The organism is Streptomyces sp. NPDC020192, assembly GCF_044388685.1.
Lineage (GTDB): Bacteria > Actinomycetota > Actinomycetes > Streptomycetales > Streptomycetaceae > Streptomyces.
The window spans coordinates 1-23,021 of the sequence record NZ_JBIRXG010000063.1; the positions used below are offsets into that span (position 1 = coordinate 1).

The following is a 23,021-nucleotide window of genomic DNA, read 5'->3' on the forward strand; positions in this document are numbered from 1 at the left end:
TCCAGCACACCGGCCGCATGCACGACACCGGTCAGCGGGAACCCCGCGACCACACGCCCCAGCGCATCCCGGTCGGACACATCACACGCCACCACATCCACCATGGCGCCCAACTCACCCAGCTCAGCGGTCAGTTCACCGGCATCTCCCCGACGGCTCGCCAACACCAGCCGCCGAACCCCGTGCTCGGCCACCAGATGCCGGGCCACCACACGACCCAGCGCACCCGTACCACCCGTCACCAGCACCACATCGTCCGCACCGAACGGCACACCGCCGTCAGACCGGACACCGGTACGAGCGAGGCGCGGGACGAGCAGGGTGCCGTTGCGTACGGCGATTTGAGGCTCGCCGGTGGCGACGGCGGCCGGGATGATGGTGGCGTCCTCGGAGGTGGCCAGGTCCACCAGGACGAAGCGGCCGGGGTGTTCGGACTGGGCCGAGCGCACGAGGCCCCATGCGGCGGCGCCGGCCAGATCGGGCACGGTGTCGCCGGGTTCGGCGGCGACGGCGCCGCGGGTGACGAACACCAGAGGCCCGGACCGGTCGTCGGCCAGCTGCTCCTGGAGCCGGGCGAGGGCGGCGCGTGTGGCCGCCCGGACGGTCTCCGGGTCGGTGCCGGTGGGCAGGGTGAACACGCTGATGTCGGCGGCGGTGGCCGTCGCGGCGGGGCGGGGTTCCCACCGTACGCGGTGCAGGGCGTCGGCCGTGGCGTCGCTCCGGACCTCGGTGGCGGGGCGCAGGCGGAGGTCGGTGACGGTGACGACGGGCCTGCCCGCGGGGTCGGCGGCGGTGACGGCGACGGCGTCGGGGCCGGTCGGGGTCAGCCGTACCCGCAGGGAGCGGGCGCCGGTGGCGTGCAGGCGGACGCCCGTCCAGGTGAAGGGCAGTCCGCCGTGCTCGACCAGGCCGCCGAGGCCGAGGGCGTGCAGGGCGGTGTCGAACAGGGCGGGGTGCAGCAGGAAGCCCGACTCGTCGGTGCCGGCCGGGAGTTCGACCTCGGCAAGCAGGTCGGTGCCCTGCCGCCAGGCCGCGCGGACGCCGCGGAAGGCGGGGCCGTAGCCGAAGCCGGCGGTGGTGAGGCGGTCGTAGAGGCCGTCGACGGGGACGGGTTCGGCGTCGGCGGGCGGCCACGCGGCGGGTGCCGGGGCGGGTTCGGGGCCGGCGGGGGTGAGGCGTCCGGTGGCGTGGCGGGTCCAGCCGGTGCCGTCCGCGAGCTGGTCGTCGGGCCGGGAGTCGACGGTGACGGCACGCTGGCCGTCGCGGTCCGGGGCGGCGACGTGGACGCGCAGCCGTACGGCGCCGGAGGCGGGGACGGCGAGCGGGGCGGTGAGGACGAGTTCGGCGACGGTGCCGCAGCCGAGGCGGTCGCCCGCGGCGGCGGCGAGTTCGGCGAGCGCGGTGCCGGGCAGCACGGGGGTGCCGAGGACGGTGTGGTCGGCCAGCCAGGCGTGGGTGCGGGCGGACAGGGTGCCGGTGAAGACGACCGCTCCGGTGGTGCCGGCGCGGTCCGTGGTGTCCTCGGCGGGCAGTTCGACGGCGGCACGCAGCAGTGGGTGGCCGACGGTGCCCAGGCCGGCGGCGGGCAGGTCGTCGACGGGGGCCGGGGCCAGCCAGTAGTGCTGGTGCTGGAAGGCGTAGGTGGGCAGGTCGACGGGGCGGGTGCCGGGGCCGAAGAAGGCGGCCCAGTCGACCGGTGCTCCATGGGCGTGGATCCGGGTGAGCGCGCCGACCAGGGTCTCGGGCTCGGGCCGGTCCGCGCGGGCGGTCGGTACGGCGAGCACCTCGGGCCGGTCGGGGTCGTCGGGGAGCGCGTCGGTGACCAGGGCGCCGAGGACGGCGTCCGGGCCGACCTCGACGAAGGTGTCCGTGCCGTCGTCGGCCAGGGCCCGGACTCCGTCGGCGAAGCGGACGGTCTCACGGACGTTGCGCAGCCAGTACTCCGGGTCGCGCAGTTCCGCGTCGACGGGGGCGCCGGTGACCGTGGAGACGAACGGGATGCGCGGCGCGTCGAGGGTGACGGCTCCCAGCACCCGGCGGAAGGCTTGGAGGACCGGGTCCATGCGGTGGGAGTGGAAGGCGTGGCTGACGGTCAGCCGTTTGGTGCGGCGTCCGCGCTCCGCCCAGCGGGCGGCCTCGGCGAAGACGGCTTCCTCGTCGCCGGAGAGCACCACCGACGACGGGCCGTTGACCGCCGCCAGCTCCACGCCCGCCGGCAGGTCCAGTTCGGCCTCGCCGGCCTGGACGGCGACCATCGCGCCGCCCTGTGGCAGTGCCTCCATGAGCCGGCCGCGGGCCGCGACCACCACGACGGCGTGGCGCAGGGACAGCACGCCGGCGGCGTGGGCGGCGGCCAGTTCGCCGACGGAGTGGCCGAGGACGAGGTCGGGGCGTATCCCCCAGGATCCGAGCAGTGCGGTCAGCGCGGTCTCGAAGGCGAACACCGCGGCCTGCGCGTACAGGGTCCGGTCGAGGTCGGGGCCGCCTTCGGTGACGACCTCGCGCAGCGGGCGGGGCAGTACGGCGTCGAACTGCGCGCAGACCTCGGCCCAGGCGGTGGCGAACGCCGGGTAGGCGGCGGCGAGTTCCTCGCCCATGCCGGCGCGCTGGGCGCCCTGGCCGGTGTACAGGAAGGCCACGGTGCGGTCGGGGCGGGCCTCGCCGGAGGCGGCGGGGGTGCCGGCGGCCAGCGCGGCCAGGCCGGCGCGCAGTTGCTGTGCGTCGGAGCCGAGGACGGCGGCGCGCAGCGGCAGGGCGGCGCGGGTGGTGGCCAGGGCGGCGGCGACGTCCAGGGGGTCGGCGTCGTCGGGCAGGGCGGTGGCGAGGCGTTCGGCCTGCGCGCGCAGGGCGGCCGGGGTGTGGGCGGACAGCAGCCAGGGCACGACCGGGTGTGCGGTGCGCGCGGCGTCCGTCGGCTCGGGGGTGTCGGGGGCCTGTTCCAGGACGACGTGGGCGTTGGTGCCGCTGACGCCGAACGCGGACACGGCGGACCGGCGGGGTGCCCCGGTGTCGGGCCAGGCGCGGTTGTCGGTGAGGAGTTCGACGGCGCCGCGCGACCAGTCCACCTGGGGGGTGGGCTCGGTGACGTGGAGGGTGCGGGGTGCGATGCCGCGGCGCATGGCCTCGACCATCTTGATCACACCGGCGACGCCGGCGGCGGCCTGGGTGTGGCCGAGGTTGGACTTGACCGAGCCGAGCAGCAACGGGCGGGGGCGTTCCTGGCCGTAGGCGGCGAGCAGGGCCTGGGCCTCGATGGGGTCGCCGAGCCGGGTGCCGGTGCCGTGGCCTTCCAGGACGTCCACGTCGGCGGGGGTGAGCCGGGCGTCGGCGAGGGCCTGCCGGATGACCTCCTGCTGCGAGGGGCCGTTGGGGGCGGTGAGCCCGCTGCTGGCGCCGTCGGAGTTGACGGCGGAGCCGCGCACCACGGCGAGGACGCGGTGGCCGTTGCGCACGGCGTCGGAGAGCCGCTCCAGCAGGAGTACGCCGACGCCCTCGCCCCAGCCGGTGCCGTCCGCGTCGGCCGAGTAGGCCTTGCAACGGCCGTCGGGGGCGAGGCCGCGCTGCCGGGAGAACTCCACGAAGACGCCGGGGGTGGCCATGACGGTCACACCGCCGGCCAGCGCCATCGAGCACTCGCCGGCGCGCAGTGACCGCACCGCCCAGTGCAGGGCGACCAGGGAGGAGGAGCACGCGGTGTCGACCGTGACGGCCGGGCCCTCCAGGCCGAGCACATACGCGATCCGGCCGGAGACGACAGCGGTGGCACCGCCGGTGACGAGGTAGCCCTCGGCGTCCTCGGGGACACGGGCGCCGATCCCGTAGCCCTGGCTCCAGGTGCCGACGAACACGCCGGTGCGGCTGCCGCGCTGGGCGTGCGGGTCGATGCCGGCCCGCTCGTAGGTCTCCCAGGCGGTCTCCAGCAGAACCCGCTGCTGGGGGTCCATGGCGCGGGCCTCCCGGGGGGAGATGCCGAAGAACGCCGGGTCGAAGCCGGCGGCGCCGGTGAGGAATCCGCCCCGGTCGGTGTAGCTGCGGCCGGTCTTCTCGGGGTCGGGGTCGTGGACGCCGAGGTCCCAGCCCCGGTCGTCGGGGAAGCCGGTGATCAGGTCCGAGCCGGCCGCGACCGCGTCCCACAGCCGTTCGGGCGAGTCGATGCCGCCGGGGTACCGGCAGGCGGTGCCGACGATCGCGATCGGCTCGCTCGCGGCGGCCGTCAGGTGGCGGTTGCTGCGGCGCAGCCGCTCGGTCTCGCGCAGCGAGCTGCGCAGCGCCTCGACGAGTTCTTCGTTGGTGTTGCTCATGTGGTTCGTGATCCTCAGTTTCCGCGGGGGCGCTCGTCGTGCGCGATCCTGATCAGGTCGTCGATGCTCATGTCGTCCAGGGCGTCCATGAGTTCGCCGGAACCGTCGTCCTCGGGGCCGTCCGCGGGGTCGTCGGCGTGATCGTCGGGGGCGTGGTGGTGCTCGGCCGGGTGGTCCTGCGGTGGTACGGCGATGCCGGCCAGGCGGGCGAGTTCGTCCAGGAGCCCGGCCTGCCGGAGCCGGTCGAGCGGGATGGCGGCGATGGCGCCGCGCAGGTCGGCCTCGGGGTCCGGGGCGGGTTCGGTGATTTTCGCCGCCTGGATCCGGGGTGCCAGCTCGGTCAGGAGGTGGCGGGCCAGGGCGGCCGGTGTCGGGTGGTCGAAGACGACGGTGGCGGCCAGCCGCGTCCCGGTGGCCTCGGTGAGCCGGTTGCGCAGTTCGACGGCGGTCAGCGAGTCGAAGCCGAGGTCCAGGAAGCCGCGCGCGGTGTCCACGGCGGAGACCCGGCTGTGGCCCAGTACGGCGGCCGCGCCCCGGCGAACGACGTCGAGCACGGCGCGGCGGCGCTGTTCCTCACCGAGGCCGGCCAGCCGTTCGGGCAGCGCGGGCTGTGCCCCGGTGTCCTCTCGGGCGGGGCCGGCCGGGCGGCGGACCAGGTCGCGCAGCAGCGCGGGCGGGGTGCCCGGCCCGGCGGTGAGCGCGGCGGTGTCGAGCCGGAGCGCGGCGAGGGCGCCGGCCGTGGTGCGGCAGGCGGCGTCGAGCAGCGCGAGTGCCTCGGTGGCGGTCAGTGGCCGGACGCCGGCCCGGGTCATCCGGGCGCGGTCGCCGCTGCTCAGGCTGCCGGTCATGGCGCTCTCGACGGCCCACGGTCCCCAGGCGAGGGAGACGGCGGGCAGGCCGCGGGCGCGGCGGTGCTCGGCGAGCGCGTCCAGGGCGGTGTTGGCGGCGGCGTAGTTGGCCTGGCCGGGGGCGCCGAACGTGCCCGCGGCCGAGGAGAACAGCACGAAGGCGGACAGGTCGCTGCCTTCGGTGAGTTGGTGCAGGTGCCAGGCGGCGTCGGCCTTCGGGCGCAGTACGGCGGCGAGGCGCTCGGGGGTCAGCGCGGTGAGCGTGCCGTCGTCGATGACGCCGGCCGCGTGCACCACCGCGGTCAGCGGCGGTTCGATGTCCGCCAGCAGCGCGGCGAGTGCGGCCCGGTCGGACACGTCGCAGGCCGCCACGCGGACCCGGGCGCCGGCGGCGCGCAGTTCGGCGGTGCCGGGGGGCTCGGTGCCTCCTCGCCCGACGAGCACCAGGTCGCGGATGCCGTGTTCGGTGACCAGGTGCCGGGCCACGAGGCCGCCGAGAGTGCCGGTGCCGCCGGTGACGAGGACGGTGCCGTCACCGTACGGGGCGGTGGTGAGCACGAGTTTGCCGGTGTGCCGGGCCTGGGCCATGAACCGGAACGCCTCGCGGGCGCGGCCCATGGGCACGCCGCGCACCGGCAGGTGGGCGAGGTCGCCGGCCGCGAGCAGGTCCAGGAGTTCGGTGAGCATCTCCTGGATGCGGTCGGGGCCCGCGTCCGCCAGGTCGACGGCGCGGTAGGTGACGCCGGCGGGTTCGCGGAGGTCGGTCTTGCCGAGTTCCACGAACCGGCCGCCGGGACGCAGCAGTCGGAGGGAGGCGTCCACGAACTCACCCGCGAGCGAGTTCAGTACGACGTCCATCTCCGGGAACCGGCCCGCGAACTCCGTGTCCCGCGACGACGCCACGTGCGCCTCGTCCAGACCCAGCTCCCGCAGCACCCCGTGCTTGCCGGGACTCGCCGTCGCGAACACCTCCGCACCCAGCAGCCGGGCGACCTGCACGGCGGCCATGCCGACACCGCCGGCCGCCGCGTGCACCAGCACCCGGTCCCCGGTCCGCACCCGGGCCACGTCGTGCAGGGCGAACCAGGCGGTGAGGAACGCGGAGGGTACGGAAGCGGCCCGGGTGAGGGACCATCCGTCGGGCACGGGCGCCAGCAGGCGCCGGTCGGCGACGGCGGAGGAGCCCATGGCGCCGGGCAGCAGCCCGAACACCCGGTCACCGGGGGCGAGTTCGGTCACGCCCGGCCCGGTCCCGGTGACCACACCGGCGCCCTCGATGCCGAGCGGCTGGGGCGCGCCGGGGTACAGGCCGAGCACGCTCAGCACGTCCCGGAAGGTCACGCCGGCCGCGCGGACGGCGACCCGTACCTCACCCTCGGCGAGCGGCGCGTCGGCGTGCGGGGCGGCCGTCATGCCGTCGACGGTGCCGGTGGTGCCGGGCCGCAGCCGCCAGCCGCCGTCGGGCAGGACCAGCGCGTCGGCGCCGGCCCGGGTGAGCCGGGGCGCGCTGACCGCGCCGGACCGCACGGCGACCTGGGGTTCCCCGCAGGTCAGCGCGGCGGGCAGGGCGCGGACGGAGACGTCGGTGGTGTCGAGGTCGGCGAGGACGATCCGGTCGGGGTGTTCCGTCTGGGCGGACCGCACCAGACCCCAGACGGCACGGGCGGCCGGGTCCGGGGACTCCTCGGCGGACAGTGCGAGGGCGCCACGGGTGACCACGGCGAGGCGGGCCGTGCCCGGTTCGCCGGCCAGGAGGTCCCGCAGGGCCGTCAGGACGGCGGCGGTGGCCCGGTGTGTCTCGGCGACGGGGTCCGCGCCGGGGTCGGTGGCGACCGGAAGGACGAGCACCTCGGGGGCGGCGGAGTCGTCGGCCGCGTCGACGAGGGTGACTCCCGCCGCGGTGAGGCCGGCCGCCAGGGCGGCGCCGGCGCCGAGCAGCGCGATCCGGCGGGCCGGGGCGGTGCCCTGCTCGACGGGCACCCAGGCGGTCTCGAAGAGCGCGTCGGGCACCGCCGGAGCGGCGGGCGGGCGCAGCCGCAGGGATCCGATGGCGGCCACCGGCAGCCCGTCGGCGTCGAACAGGTCCACGGCGAGGGCGCCCTCGGCGCCGGCCCGGGAGAGCCGGGCGCGCACCGCCCGGGTGCCGGGGGCGAAGACCCGCACCCCGGTCCACGCGAACGGCAGTCCGCCGTGCGCCGGATCGGTGATCAGGCCGCCCACGCCGATGGCGTGCAGGACCGCGTCCAGCAGCGCCGGGTGTACGGCGCAGCGGTCGGCGTCGGAGACGCCGGCGGGCAGCTCGGCCTCGGCGAACACCTCGGCCGCCGGGCCCTGGCCGCGTTGCCAGGCGGCGCGCAGCCCCTGGAAGGCCGGGCCGTAGCCGAAGCCGGCGTCCGCCAACTGCCCGTACAGGGCGCCGAGGTCGGCGGGCCGGGCGTCCGCGGGCGGCCAGGCGCCGGTGACCGCGGGCTCGCCGGGCGCCTCGCCCAGCGCTCCGGTGGCGTGCCGGGTCCAGTCGCCGTCGGCGGTGCGGCCGTACAGGGCGATCCCGCGGCGGCCGTCGGCCTCGGCGGCACCGACGGTGACGCGCACCTCCACCGCGCCGTCGGCCGGCAGGACGAGGGGGGCTTCGAGGATCAGTTCGGCCACGCCGGGCGCGGCCACCTGGCCGGCCGCGGCGAGGGCCAGGTCCAGCAGGACGGTGCCGGGCAGCAGGGCGGTGCCGCGTACGGTGTGCTCGGCCAGCCAGGGGCGCGCGGCGGGCGAGAGCCGTCCGGTGAGCACGGCGCCGCCGTCGGGCAGGTCGACCGCGGCGGACAGCAGCGGGTGCCCGGCCGCGGCCGTACCGGTACCGGAGTTGACGGGCAGCCAGTAGTGCGCGCGCTGGAAGGCGTAGGTGGGCAGCTCGGCGGTGTCGCCGCCACGGCCCGTGAAGTAGCCGGCCCAGTCGACGGGCAGGCCGTCGGCGGCGGCGCGGGCCAGCGCGTCGGTGAGCGCCTCCGGCTCCGGCCGGCCGGCGCGCAGCAGCGGTACGACCAGCGGGTCGCGCTCGTCGGCTTCGGCGGGCGGCAGACCGCTCTGGGCCAGGGCGGTGAGCACGCCGTCCGGGCCGAGTTCGAGGTGGCGTACGGCGCCCGCGGCGGCGAGGCCGCGCACGGCGTCGTGGAACCGCACGGTCTCGCGGACGTGCCGTACCCAGTACTCGGGCGAGCGGGCCTCCTCGGCGGTCAGCGGGCGGCCGGTCAGCGCGGACACGACCGGGACGGCGGGCGCCCGCAGGTCGAGCGCGGCCACGACGGCGCGGAACTCGTCCAGCATCGGCTCCATCAGCGCGGAGTGGAACGCGTGGGACACCCGCAGGCGGCGGGTCCGGCAGCCGTCGGCGGCGAGCCGGGCGGCGGCCTGAGCCACGGCCTGCTCGCCACCGGACAGCACCAGGGCGCGCGGGCCGTTGACGGCGGCGAGGCAGACGCCGTCGCCGAGCAGGGGCCGTACCTGGTCCTCGTCGGCCTCGACGGCGACCATCGCGCCGCCGGCCGGCAGCGCGTCCATCAGCCGGCCCCGGGCGGCGACCAGGGCGGCGGCGTCCGGCAGGGACAGGACTCCGGCCAGGTGTGCGGCGGTGATCTCGCCGAGCGAGTGGCCGGCCAGCAGGTCGGGGGTCACGCCCCAGTGGCGCAGAGTCGCGGCGAGGGCGGTCTCGACGGCGAACAGCGCGGGCTGCGCGTAGGCGGTGCGGTCGAGTACGTCGGCGGGGCCGGACAGCACCAGCTCACGCAGCGGACGGTCGAGCAGCCGGTCGAACTCGGCGCAGACCGCGTCGAAGGCGTCGGCGTAGGCGGGGTACGCGGCGTACAGGCCGGCCCCCATGCCGACGCGCTGGGCACCCTGGCCGGTGCACAGGAACGCGGTGCGTCCCGGGCGGGCGGCGACGGGGCGGGCCTCGGCGAGGGCGTCGAGCAGCGACGCGGTGTCGCCGCCCGTCGCGGCGGCGCGGTACTCGAACGCGGTGCGGGTGGTGGCGAGGGCGCGGGCCACGGCGACCGGGTCGGGGTGGCCGGCGAGGTCCGTGCGGAGCCGCTCGACCTGGGCGCGTACGGCCTCGGGCGTACGGCCGGAGACCAGCCAGGGCACGGGTCCGCCGTCCCCGGCGGGCGCGGGCTCCGCGGCGGGCGGGGCCTGTTCGAGGACGACATGGGCGTTGGTGCCGCTGACCCCGAAGGAGGACACGGCGGCCCGGCGCGGCACGCCGGTCTCGGGCCACGGGGTGCTCTCGGTGAGCACCGAGACCGCTCCCCTGGTCCAGTCGACCTGGGTGGAGGGCCGGTCGACGTGCAGGGTGGCGGGCAGCACGCCGTGCCGCAGCGCCATGACCGTCTTGATGAGGCCGGCGGCGCCGGACGCGGCCTGGGTGTGGCCGAGGTTGGACTTGACCGAGCCGATCCACAGCGGGCGGTCGCGGTCCTGGCCGTAGACCGCCTGGAGGGCCTGGGCCTCGATGGGGTCACCGAGCGCGGTGCCGGTGCCGTGGGCCTCCACGGCGTCGACGTCGGCCGGGGCGAGGCCGCCGTCGGCCAGCGCGGCCCGGATGACGCGCTGCTGGGAGGGGCCGTTGGGGGCCGTCAGGCCGTTGGAGGCGCCGTCGGAGTTGACGGCGGAGCCACGCACCACGGCGAGCACGCGGTGGCCGTTGCGGCGGGCGTCGGACAGCCGCTCCACCAGCAGCAGGCCGGCACCCTCGCCCCAGCCGGTGCCGTCGGCGGCGTCGGCGAACGCCTTGCAGCGGCCGTCGGCCGCGAGGCCGCCCTGCCGGCCGAACTCGACGAACACGCCCGGCGTGGCCATCACGGTGACACCGCCGGCCAGGGCCAGGTCGCACTCGCCGGAGCGCAGCGCGCGGATCGCCCAGTGCAGGGCGACCAGAGAGGAGGAGCAGGCGGTGTCGAGGGTGACGGCGGGGCCCTCCAGGCCGAGGACGTAGGCGAGGCGGCCGGAGACGACGCTGCCGGAGGTGCCGGTCAGCAGGTGGCCCTGCAGCTCGTCGGGGGTGCCGTACAGGCTGGTGAGGTAGTCCTGGCCGCCGTAGCCGACGAACACGCCGGTCCGGCTGCCGCGCAGCGAGGCCGGGTCGATGCCGGCCCGCTCGACGGTCTCCCACGCGGTCTCCAGCAGCAGCCGCTGCTGTGGGTCCATGCCGGTGGCCTCGCGCGGGCTGATGCCGAAGAACCCGGCGTCGAACTGGCCGGCGCCGTCGAGGAATCCGCCGGCCTTGGTGAAGCCGGCGTCGGTGACGTCCCAGCCGCGGTCGGTGGGGAAGCCGGTCATCGCGTCCCGGCCCGCGGCGACGAGGTCCCAGAGCCGTTCGGGCGAGTCGGCGCCGCCGGGGAAGCGGCAGCCCATGCCGACGACGACGATCGGGTCGTCGCTCGCGGCGGACGGCGCCGGTGCGCCGGCCGGGGCGGCGGTGAGTTCCTCGTCGGATGCGCCGGTGAGTTCCGCTGCCAGGCGGTCGGCGAGCGCCTCGGGGGTGGGGTGGTCGAAGACGAGGGTGGCGGGCAGGGCCAGGCCGGTCGCGTCCCGCAGCCGGTTGCGCAGTTCCACGGCGGTGAGCGAGTCGAAGCCGAGTTCCTGGAAGGCGCGGCCGGCGGGCAGGGCGGCGGCGGAGGTGTGGCCGAGGACGGCGCCGGTCTCGGCGAGCACCAGGTCCAGCAGCGTGGCCCGGTCCAGCGCGGCGGCCGGGGTGGCCGGCGCCGGGGCGGGCTCCGCCGGGTCGGCGGCCTCGGGCAGGCCGGCGAGCAGCGGGCTGCGCCGGGCCAGGGTGAAGGTCGGCGCGAACACCGGCCAGTCGACGGCGGCGACGACCGACGAGGTCTCGTCCCGGCCGAGGGCTCCGGCGAGGGCGGCGACGGCGCGGTGGGGTGCCATGGCGGGCAGGCCCCAGCGGAGCATCTGCGCGCGGGCCGGGCCGTCGGACATGCCGGCGCCGTCCCAGTGTCCCCAGGCGACGGCGGTGGCGGGCAGTCCCTCGGCGCGGCGCCGGGCGGCGAGCGCGTCGAGGTGGGCGTTGGCGGCGGCGTACGCGGCCTGCCCGCTGCTGCCCCACACCCCGGCGCCGGAGGTGAACAGCACGAACGCGGACAGCTCGCGGTCGCGGGTCAGTTCGTCCAACAGGACGGCGCCGGTGACCTTGGCGGCGGCCACCTCGGCGAGGTCGGCCCGGGTGAGTTCGTCGAGCGGCCGGTACCGCTCGATGCCGGCGAGATGGAACACGGCCGTCACGGGGTGCTCGGCCAGCACCCGGGCCAGCGCGTCCCGGTCGGCGGCGTCGCAGGCGACCACGTCGACCTCGGCGCCGAGCGCCGTGAGTTCGGCGGCCAGCTCGGCGGCCCCGGGTGCCTCGGGACCGCGCCGTCCGGTCAGTACGAGGTGCTCCGCACCGGCTCCGGCGAGCCAGCGGGCCACATGCGCACCGAGGCCCCCGGTGCCGCCGGTCACCAGGACGGTGCCGGCGGGCCGCCAGGCGGGGGCGGTCCCGCCCGCCGGGGCGCGGTGCAGCCTGCGGCCGAAGGCGCCGGAGGCGCGCACCGCCACCTGGTCCTCCGGGCCGGCCAGCGCGGCGGCGAGCCGGTCGGCGACCCGGGCGTCCAGTGCGCCGTCGGCCGTACGAGCGTCCGCCGCACCGTCTGCCCCGTCCACGGTCGGTGCGCCGGCCGTCGGGAGGTCGATCAGGCCGCCCCAGCTCTGCGGCCGTTCCAGTGCCGCGACCCGGCCGAAGCCCCAGATCTGCGCGGTGGCCGGGACCGCCGGGGTGTCCGCCGGGCCGACCGCGACGCCACCGCGGGTCACGCACCACAGCGGCAGGCCGCCGTCGGCGCGGTCGTGGGCCCGGACGAGGGCGAGGAGGCCGGGGAGCGGGTCGGGGTCGCCGGGAGGGAGTACGGCGACGACGCCCGCGGCACCGGCGGTGAGGTCCGCGGCACGGTCGGGGTCGTAGGCCGGCACCCGGGTGATGTCCATGCGGTCGGCCAGCGCGGCGACGACGGCCTCGGACCACGCGTCGTCCGCGGCGACCGCCAGCCAGCGTCCGCCGGGTGCGCCGGCGCCCGTCGGGGCGGTCAGCGGGGCCCAGTCGACGCGGTAGCGCCAGGTGTCGACGGCGCTCTCGTCGGCGCGCCGCTCGTGCCAGGCGGCGAGCAGCGGGTGCACGGCGGCGAGCGGCTCCCGGGCGGCCGGGTCCGCGCCGAGCACGGCGGCCAGTTCGTCGGCGGAGCCGTGGACCGCGGTCCAGAACGCGCTGTCCTCGCCGCCCGGTTGCCGCGTCCCCGGCCCGGTGTCCTCCAGCCAGAGCCGCTCGCGCTGGAAGGCGTAGGTGGGCAGCGGCAGGGTCCGGGCGCCGGGCAGCGCGGGCCGCCAGTCGACCGGTACTCCGCGGACCGCGGCCTCGGCGAGGGAGGCGAGGAAACGGGCGGGGCCGCCGTCGTCCCGGCGCAGCGAGCCGACGGCGAGGGCGGCCGGGTCGGTCTCCTGGAGTGCCGCGGTGAGCACGGGGTGGGCGCTGACCTCGACGAAGGTCGTGAACCCGGCGTCCAGCAGGGCGCGTTGGGCGAGGTCGAAGCGGACCGGCTCGCGCAGGTTGCGGTACCAGTACGCGGCGTCCAGACCGGTGGTGTCCACGGCGGTACCGGTCACCGAGGACACGAAGGCGGTGTCCGTGACGCGCGGGGTGACGGCGGCGGTCGCGGCCAGCACCTCGGCGCGTACGGCCTCGACGTGCGCGGAGTGCGAGGCGTAGTCGACGGGAATCCGCCTGGCCCGCAGGCCGTCCCGCTCGGCCCGGGCCAGCAGTTCGTCCAGGGCGGCGGCCTCGCCGGAGACGACCGTCGCGGCGGGTCCGTTGACGGCGGCCACCGACAGCCGGTCGCCCCACGGCGCGATCGCCTCGCGCGCGGCGGCCTCGGCCAGCGGCAGCGACACCATGCCGCCCCGGCCGGTCAGGGCGCGCAGTGCCCGGGCTCGGGCGGTGACCAGCAACGCGGCGTCCTCCAGGGAGAGGGCACCGGCGACGCAGGCGGCGGCGATCTCACCCTGGGAGTGGCCGACGACGGCCGCCGGCTCCACCCCGTACGCCCGCCAGAGGGCGGCCAGCGAGACCATCACGGCCCACAGCGCGGGCTGCACGACGTCGACGCGTTCCAGCGCGGCCGGATCGGCGAGGACGTCGCGCAGGGACCAGTCGACGTGCGGGGCGAGGGCGGCGCCGCACTCGTCCAGGCGCGCGGCGAACTCCGGGGAGGCGTCGGCGAGTTCGAGGGCCATGCCGGTCCACTGGGCGCCCTGCCCGGGGAACACGAACGCGACGCGGCCGGTGTGGCCGGCGGTGCCGCGCACCACGCCGGGCGCGGGCTCCCCCGCCGCCAGTGCGGCCAGTGAGCGCAGCAGGCCGTCCCGGTCCTCGCCGACCACGACGGCGCGGTGCTCGAATGCCGTCCGGGTGGTGGCCAGCGCCAGGGCGACGTCCCGGGGCCGGTCGCCGGGCCGCTCCGCCAGGTGGGCGGCGAGCTTGGCGGCCTGGGCGCGCAAGGCGCTCTCGGTACGGCCGGACAGCGGCCACGGCACCGCACCGGACGCCTCGGGCACGTCGGCCTCGGCTGCCTCGGGCGCCTGCTCCACGATGACGTGCGCGTTGGTGCCGCTGACGCCGAACGCGGAGACACCGGCGCGCCGCGGCCGGTCCCCGGCGGGCCACGGGCGGGCCTCGGTGAGCAGCCGTACCGCGCCCGCCGACCAGTCGACCTTCGGGGTGGGCGCGTCCACGTGCAGGGTGCGGGGCAGCAGCCCGTGGCGCAGGGCGAGCACGGTCTTGAGCACACCGGCGACGCCGGCGGCGGCCTGGGTGTGCCCGACGTTGGACTTGACCGAGCCGAGCCAGGCGGGTTCGGTGCGGTTCCGGCCGTATGCGGTGAGCAGGGCCTGGGCCTCGATCGGGTCGCCGAGGACGGTGCCGGTGCCGTGTGCCTCCAGCAGGTCCACGTCGGCGGGCGTGAGCCGGGCGTCGGCGAGGGCCGCCTGGATGACCCGGACCTGCGCCGGGCCGTTGGGCGCGGTGAGGGCGCTGCTGGCGCCGTCCTGGTTGACGGCCGAGCCGCGCAGCACCGCGAGCACCGGGTGGCCGTGGCGCCGGGCGTCGGACAGCCGCTCCAGCAGCAGCATGCCGGCGCCCTCGCCCCAGCCGGTGCCGTCCGCCGCGGCGGCGAACGGCTTGCAGCGGCCGTCGGGGGCGAGGCCGCGCTGCCGGGAGAACTCGACGAAGGTCGCGGGGGACGACATGACCGTCACCCCGCCCGCGAGGGCCATCGCGCACTCGCCGCCGCGCAGCGCGCGCATCGCCCAGTGCAGGGCGACCAGGGAGGCGGAGCACGCGGTGTCGACGGTGGCCGCCGGGCCGCGCAGGCCCAGCGTGTAGGCGACGCGCCCGGACAGCACGCTCCCGGCGATGCCGGTGCCGCCGTGGCCCTCCACCCGGTGCAGCAGCGGGCGCGCGGCGGAGATGTAGTCCTGTCCGTTGGTGCCGAGGTAGACGCCGACGTCCGCGCCGCGCAGGGACTTCGGGTCCAGGCCGGCGCGTTCGACGGCCTCCCACGCGGTCTCCAGGGCGAGCCGCTGCTGCGGGTCCATCGCCAGCGCCTCACGTGGGCTGATGCCGAAGAAGTCCGCGTCGAACCCGGCGACGTCCGCGAGGAAGCCGCCGTCCCGCACGTACGACGTGCCCGGGTGCTCCGGGTCCGGGTGGTGGAGCGCGGCGAGGTCCCAGCCGCGGTCGGCGGGGAACTCACCGCACGCGTCGCGCTCGTCGGTCAGCAGCCGCCACAGGTCCTCGGGCGTGTCCACGCCTCCCGGGAACCGGCAGGCCATGCCGACGATCGCGATCGGTTCGGCGGCGCGTTCGGCCGTCTCACGCAGGGTCTGCCGGGCCTGGGCCAGTTCTCCGGTGACCCACCGCAGGTGGTCGAGGAGCTTGTTCTCGTTCTCCACGTTCAGGACTTTCCGAGTTCGTTCCGAATGAAGTCGAAGATCTCGTCGGCGGACGCCGTGCTCAGCCGGCCGGCGTCGGCGGCGGACGAGGCGGATCCGTCGGGAGCGGCTGGCGCCGGCGTCCACGCGTCGAGCAGCCGGCGCAGCTCGGCGGCGACCTGAGCGCGTGTCGGCTCGTCCGCCGTGGCCGGGTCGAGCCGGGCGAACCGGTCGAGATCGGTGGTCGACGGCCGGTCCGCGGCGGGCGCGAGGGCGGCGGCCAGGTGGGCGGCGAGCGCCTCCCCGTCGGGGTGGTCGAAGACCAGCGTGAGCGGCAGGGCGAGTCCGGTGGCCCGGGCCAGCCGGTTGCGCAGCTCGACGGCGGTGAGCGAGTCGAACCCGAGGTCGACGAGGCCCCGCGTGGTGTCGACGGCGGCCGGACTGCCGTAGCCGAGCACGGCGGCGACGGCGTCGCGGACGAGGTCGAGCAGGACGCGCGCGCGTTCCCCGTCGGGCAGGGCCGCGAGGCGCTGTCGCGGATCGGTCTCGCCACCGGCCGTACCGGGGGCGGGCACGACGGCCTGCCGGGCCTCGGGCACCGTGGAGATCAGCGGGCTGGGCCGTACGGCGTGCAGCGAGGGCGCGAGCCGGGCCCAGTCGACGTCGGCCAGGACCACGGCCGGGTCGCCGGCCGCGATCTCCCGGCCGAGCGCGTCCAGCGCCCGTTCGGGGTCCATCGGCAGCAGTCCGTCGCGGTCCAGGCGTCGGCGCACCTCGTCCGCGTCGGCCATCCCGCCGCCCGCCCAGGCACCCCACGCCACCGCGGTGGCGGGCAGACCGGCGGCCCGGCGGCTCGCGGCGAGCGCGTCGAGGTGGGCGTTGGCGGCGGCGTAGTTGGCCTGGCCCGCACCGCCGACCACCCCGCCGAGCGCGGCGAACAGGACGAACGCCTCCAGGGGCAGGTGCGCGGTGAGTTCGTGCAGGGCGCTCGCGCCGTCGGCCTTGGCACGCAGCACCGTGGCCAGCCGCTCCGGGGTCAGCGCGTCGTGCACCCCGTCGTCCAGGACGCCCGCGGTGTGCACCACGGCGGTCAGCGGCGGGCCGTCGGCGGCGATCTTGTCGAGCAGGGCGGAGAGCGCGGCCCGGTCGGCCACGTCGCACGCCTCGGCAACGGCCCGGCACCCCAACTCGCCCATTTCGGCCATGAGTTCGGCCACGCCGTCCGCGTCGGGTCCGCGCCGGCTCACCAGCACCACCCGGTCGGCGCCGGAGCGGGCGGCCCAGCGCGCGGTGTGCCCGCCCAGCGCGCCCGTACCGCCGGTGATCAGCACGGTGCCGGAGGGCCGCCAGCCCTCCGTCGCGGGCTGCCCGGCAGGCCGGACGAGCCGACGCCCGAAGATCCCGGCGGCCCGCACGGCGACCTGGTCCTCGTCACCGGATCCGGCGAGGACCGAGCAGAGCCGTGCGACGGCCTGCGCGTCCGGCTCGGCGGGCAGGTCGACGAGGCCGCCCCAGCGGTGCGGCGCCTCCAGGCACAGCACCCGGCCCAGGCCCCAGACCTGGGCCTGCCACGGGTCGGCGGACTCGCCGTCGGCGACCGCCACGGCTCCGCCGGTCACGCACCACAGCGGCGCGTCGATCCCGGCGTCGCCGAGGGCCTGGGCGAGGACGAGCGTGCCGGCCGCCGCGTCGGAACCGGCGGCGAGCAGGGACAGCACCCCGTCCACCGGACCCGGCGCCGACACCTGCTCGGCGAGCCGGGCACGGTCGGGCGTGCCCGCCACCGCGAGTTCTACGGTCCGCATGCCCCGGTCGACGAGCCCGCGCAGGCATGCCCACACCAGGGGTTCGTCCACCCGGCCGGCCGGCACGGCGACGAGCCAGCGGCCAGCCGGCGGCGCCTCCACGGCGCGACCGAGCGGCTCCCATCGCACCCGGTAACGCCACCGCGCGGCCGGATCGGCCTCGCGGCGCTCCAGGGCGGGCCAGAACCGGCTGTGCTGGAACGGATACGTGGGCAGCTCGGCCCGGCGCGCCCCGGCGGCACCGAAGAACCCGGCCCAGTCGACGGCCACTTGGGACCGGACCAGCCCCTCGATCAGGGCGACGGGCTCCGGCCGGCCCCTGCGCTGCAGCGGCACACCGCCCTCGGCCAGCGGCGCGAGGGTGGCGTCCGGACCGATCTCCACCAGGGCATCGGCACCGGCGGCCCGCACGGCGGCGACGGCGTCGGCGAAACGGACGGTCTCACGGACGTTGCGGACCCAGTACCCCGGGTCGCACAGCTCGTCGCCCACCACAGCACCGGTCACACTCGAGACGAACGCCAGCTTCGGCGCGTGGAAGGTCACCGACTCCAGCACCCGCCGGAAATCGTCCAGGACCGGGTCCATCAGGTGCGAGTGGAAGGCATGGCTGACCGACAGCCGCTTCGTACGACGACCCGACCAACGCGCAGCCTCAGCCAGGACGGCCTCCTCGTTCCCGGACAGGACCACCGACGACGGACCGTTGACCGCCGCCAGCTCCACCCCCTCCGGCAACTCCAGCTCCGCCTCACTCACCTGCACCGCGACCATCGCGCCGCCCTCCGGCAACGCCTGCATCAACCGGCCACGCGCCGCCACCACCCGCACCGCATCCCCGAGCGACCACACACCCGCCACACACGCAGCAGCCAACTCGCCCACGGAATGACCCAGTACCGCATCCGGCGTCACACCCCACGACTCCAACAACCGGAACAGCGCCACCTCGAACGCGAACAACCCAGCCTGCGCATACACCGTCTGATCCAGATCAGAACCGGAGATCACCTCCCGCAACGGCCGCTCCAGCAGACCGTCGAACGCCTCACACACCTCCGCGAACGCCTCGGCGAACACCGGGTACGCGGCGGCCAGTTCCTCACCCATCCCGGCCCGCTGCGCACCCTGCCCCGCGAACACGAACGCGGTCAGTCCGTCACGCGAGGACAGCAGCTCCGGATCCGCCAGGGCGGCGAGCAGCTCGTCGCGGTCGGTGCCGACGACGACGGCGCTGTGCTCGAAGCGAGAGCGTGCGGTGGCCAGGCTGAGGCCGATGTCGGCCGGACGCACCTCGGGATGCTCCGCGGCGAACGCACGCAGCCGCTTGATCTGCGCCCGCAGCGCCCCCTCGGACCGGGCCGACAACAGCCAGGGCACGGCTGGCAGTTCGGCTGCCTCGGTGCGCTCGGTCTCCTCAGGTGCCTCTTCCAGGACGACGTGCGCGTTGGTACCGGACACACCGAACGACGACACACCCGCCCGACGCGGGCGGTCCTGCCGCACCCACTCACGCGCCTCGGTCAGCAACTCCACGTCGCCCGCAGCCCAGTCGACCTCGGGGGACGGCTCATCCACATGCAGCGTCCGCGGCAGCACACCGTGCTCCATCGCCTGCACCATCTTGATCACACCGGCGACACCCGCAGCGGCCTGCGTATGCCCGATGTTGGACTTCACCGAGCCCAGCCACAGCGGCTCGTCCCGCTCTTGGCCATACGTCGCCAGCAGCGCCTGCGCCTCGATCGGGTCACCCAGCCTGGTACCCGTACCGTGCGCCTCCACGGCGTCGACATCAGCGGCCGTAAGACCCGCACCCGCCAACGCCTGCCGGATCACCCGCTGCTGCGACGGACCGTTCGGCGCCGTCAGACCGTTCGACGCACCATCCTGATTCACCGCCGAACCACGCACCACAGCCAACACCCGGTGCCCATGCCGACGCGCATCCGACAACCGCTCGACGAGCAGCATGCCGACACCCTCCGACCAGCCGGTCCCGTCGGCCGCGGCCGCGAACGACTTGCAGCGGCCGTCGGCCGCCAGGCCCCGCTGGCGCGAGAAGTCGATGAAGACGTCCGGGGTGGACATCACGGACACACCGCCGGCCAGGGCCATGGAGCACTCCCCGCTGCGCAGCGCCTGGATCGCCCAGTGCAGCGCGACCAGAGACGAGGAACACGCGGTGTCGACGGTCACCGCCGGGCCCTCCAGGCCGAGCACGTAGGCGATACGGCCCGACAGCACGCTGGCGGAGTTGCCGATGCCGACGTATCCCTCCGCGTTCTCGACGGTCCTGCGGACCAGTTGGGCGTAGTCCTGGCCGTTGGTGCCGAGATAGACGCCGATGTCCGCGCCGTGCAGGGACTTCGGGTCGATGCCGGCGCGTTCGACGGCCTCCCAGGCGGTCTCCAGGGCGAGCCGCTGCTGCGGGTCCATCGCCAGTGCCTCACGTGGGCTGATGCCGAAGAAGTCCGCGTCGAACCCGGCGACGTCCGTGAGGAAGCCGCCCTCCCGGACGTAGGACGTGCCCGCGTGCTCCGGGTCGGGGTGGTAGAGGCCGGTGTTGTCCCAGCCCCGGTCGTCCGGGAACGGGGAGAGCGCGTCGCGCTCGTCGGCGAGCAGCCGCCACAGGTCCTCGGGCGAGGCCACGTCGCCGGGGAAGCGGCAGGCCATGCCCACGATGGCGATGGGGTCGTCGGCGGTGGGGCGGGCCACCGCCGGTGCCGTCTCCTCGGCGGGTTCGCCGAGGAGTTCGGTCAGCAGACGGCCGGCCAGGGCCTGCGGGGTGGGGTGGTCGAACACGAGCGTCGCGGGCAGGCGCAGTCCGGTGGCGGCGGCCAGCCGGTTGCGCAGTTCGACGGCGGTCAGCGAGTCGAAGCCGAGTTCCTTGAACGCCCGGCCGGGGGCCACGGCGGTGTCCTCGGTGTGGCCGAGGACCACGGCGGCGTGCGAGCGGACGAGTGCGAGCAGGGTCCGTTCGCGTTCCGCCGTGCCGAGCCCGGTGAGCCGGCCGGCGAGGGTGGCCGGCCCGGCCTCCGCGGTGGCGGCGCGCCGGGCGGGGCCGCGCAGCAGCCTGCGCAGCAGGGCGGGTACGGCGGTCACGCCGGTGGCGAACGAGGTGAGGTCCAGCCACGCGGGGACGAGGACCGGGGCGGTTCCGGCGGTGGCGCGGTCGAACAGGGCCAGCGCGTCCGGTGTGGGCAGCGGCACCACACCGTCGCGGGCCGCACGCCTCAGGTCGGCGGTGCCCAGGTGGCCGGTCATGCCGCTGGCGTGCGCCCACAGGCCCCACACCTGGGAGGTGGCGGGCAGGCCCTGGGCGCGGCGGTGGGCCGCGAGGGCGTCGACGAAGGCGTTGCCCGCCGCGTAGTTGCCCTGTCCGGGCGCGCCGAACAGGCCGGAGGTGGAGGAGAACAGCACGAAGACGGCCGGCCGGTGGGGGGCGGTCAGTTCGTGCAGGTTCCAGGCGGCGTCGACCTTCGGGCGCAGGACCCTGGCGAGCCGTTCGGGGGTCTGCGAGGCGATGACGCCGTCGTCCAGGACGCCCGCGGCGTGGACGACACCGGCGAGCGGCCGCTCGGCGGTGATCCGGTCGAGCAGCGCGGCCAGCTCGGTGCGGTCGGCGGCGTCGCACGCGGCGACGCTCACCTCGGCGCCCAGGGCGCGCAGTTCGTCGGCGAGGGCCACGGCCTCGGGTGCCGCGTCGCCGCGCCGGCCGGCCAGCACCAGGTGCCGTACGCCGTGTGCGGTCACCAGGTGCCGGGCGCAGAGGGCGCCGAGCGTGCCGGTGCCGCCGGTGACGAGGACGACGCCGTCGGACGGCCACGGGGTCCCGTGCAGGGGCGTGTCGGTGCGCGGGGCACGCACCAGCCGGGGCGCGAGGGCGCGGCCGGCGCGTACGGCGGTCTCCGGTTCGCCGGTGGCGAGGACGGCGGGCAGCTGCTGCAGCGCGTCGGGGCCGTCGACGTCGACCAGCAGCAGCCTGCCGGGGTGTTCGGCGCGGGCGGAGCGGATCAGGCCCCACACGGGTGCGTGGGCGAGGTCGGCCACGTCCTCGTCGCCGACCGGGACCGCGCCGTGGGTGAGGACGACCAGCCGGGTGCCGGCCAGCCGCTCGTCGGCGAGCCACTCCTGAAGGGTGGTCAGCACGCGCCGGGTGGCGGCGTGGGCCGCGCCGGCGGTGTCGTCCTCCCCCCGCTGCCGGCACGGCAGTACAAGGGTGCCGGGCAGGGTGTCCAGGGCGGTGACGGCGGCGAGGTCCGGGCAGGAGGGGTAGCCGGGCAGCGGGAGGTCGCCGAGTACGGCGATGCCGTCGACGTCGGCCGCGGGCAGCGGGACGGGTGTCCACTCGACCTGGTACAGCTCGCGGTCCCGGCCGGGGCCGCCGGTGACCGGCGGGCGCAGGGTGACCGAGGCGACGGTGAGCACGGGGGCTCCGGTGTCGTCGGTGGCGTACAGCGTGAACGCGTCCGTGGCCGTGTCCCGGTCCGCGGGGTGCAGTCGTACCCGCAGCCGGGTGGCGCCCATGGCGTGGAGGGTGACGCCGTGCCAGGTGTCCGGGATCAGGCCGGGGCGTACGGCCGCCAGGGCGTCGGAGAGCAGCGCGGGGTGTACGCCCCAGCCGCCGGCGGTCTCCTCGGCCGACTCGACGGTCACGTCGGTGTCCGCGTCCTCGGGTGCGGTGGGCGCGGGGGTACCGGTGTGCGGGAGGAGGACGCCGGTCGCGTGCCGGGTCCAGGGCTGGTCGTCGCCGGCATCGGCGGGCCGGGAGTGGACGGCGACCGGGCAGCTGCCGTCCGCGTTCTCCGCGCCCAGGGTGACCTGGAGGCGGAGGGCTCCGTCGGCGGTGTCGAGCGGCGTCTCCTCGGTGAGTTCACCGAGCGTCCTGCCCTCGCCGGCGTGCAGGGCCAGGTCCAGTGCGGTGCCGGCCGGTAGCTCGGTGCCCGCCGGGACACGGCCGGTGAACACCAGTCCGCCGGGGCCGGCGAGCGGGGTGACGGCGCCGAGGAGCGGGTGCCCGGCGCCGGTCAGGCCCAGGCCGGTGGCGTCGGAGGCGACCGGGCCCCGGGGCCAGAAGCGGCGGCGCTGGAAGGGGTAGGTGGGCAGGTCGACGCGGCGTCCGCCGGGGCAGGCCGCCGTCCAGTCGACGGGGGCGCCGTGGACGGCGGCCTCGGCGAGCGAGACGAGAAGGCGGCGCGGGCCGTCCTCGTCGCGGCGGAGGGTGCCGACCACGGCGGCGGTCCGCCCGGCGGTCTCGGCGGTCTCCTGGACGGCGGTGGTCAGCACCGGGTGCGGGCTGATCTCCACGAACACGTCGTGGCCGGCGTCGAGCAGCTCGCGCACCACGGGCTCGAACAGGACGGGCTCCCGCAGGTTGCGGTACCAGTAGTCGGCGTCGAGGGGGGTGTCGGCGAGCGGTCCGCCCAGCAGGGTGGAGTGGAACGCGGTGTGGGCCGTACCGGGCCGCAGCCCGTCGAGCACGGTGCGCAACTCGGCTTCGAGGGATGCCACCTGGGCCGAGTGGGAGGCGTAGTCGACCGCGATGCGCCGCAGCCGGACCCCGTCGGCCGACCAGGCCGCCATCACCTCGTCCAGTGCCTCGGGGTCGCCGCTGAGGACCACCGACGAGGGGCCGTTGAGCGCGGCGACCGAGACGCGCCCGGCCCACGGTCCGAGTTTCTCCGTGACCGTGGCTTCGGGCAGGGCCACGGACACCATGCCGCCCCGGCCGGCCAGCCGCTCGGCGATGAGCCGCGAGCGCAGGGCGACGATCCGGGCCCCGTCGGCCAGGGACAGCGCGCCCGCCACGCAGGCGGCGGCGATCTCCCCCTGCGAATGACCCACCACCGCGGACGGCACGACGCCGTACGAACGCCACACCTCCGCCAACGACACCATCACCGCCCACAACACCGGCTGGACGACGTCGACCCGGTCCAACCCCGGAGCACTCTCCGCGCCCCGGACCACATCCAGCAACGACCAGCCCACAAACGGCTCCAGAGCCGCCGCACACTCCGCCAGCCGCTCGGCGAACACCGGCGAGGAATCCA

Annotated in this window: 2 protein-coding genes and 1 pseudogene; all 3 read right to left on the reverse strand. The window is 76.7% G+C overall.

The window, feature by feature from the left end:
• Positions 1-4,301, reverse strand: a 4,301-nt coding sequence (locus tag ACH47Z_RS45320) for a type I polyketide synthase (RefSeq protein ID WP_399085921.1), incomplete at its 3' end; no start/stop codon positions are given.
• Between the two features lie 14 nt (positions 4,302-4,315).
• Positions 4,316-15,175 (reverse strand): annotated as a pseudogene (locus ACH47Z_RS45325) (type I polyketide synthase); the annotation flags it as partial.
• 8 nt (positions 15,176-15,183) lie between these two features.
• Positions 15,184-23,021 (reverse strand): SDR family NAD(P)-dependent oxidoreductase (locus ACH47Z_RS45330; RefSeq protein WP_399085924.1); only part of this gene is annotated, 7,838 nt, incomplete at its 5' end.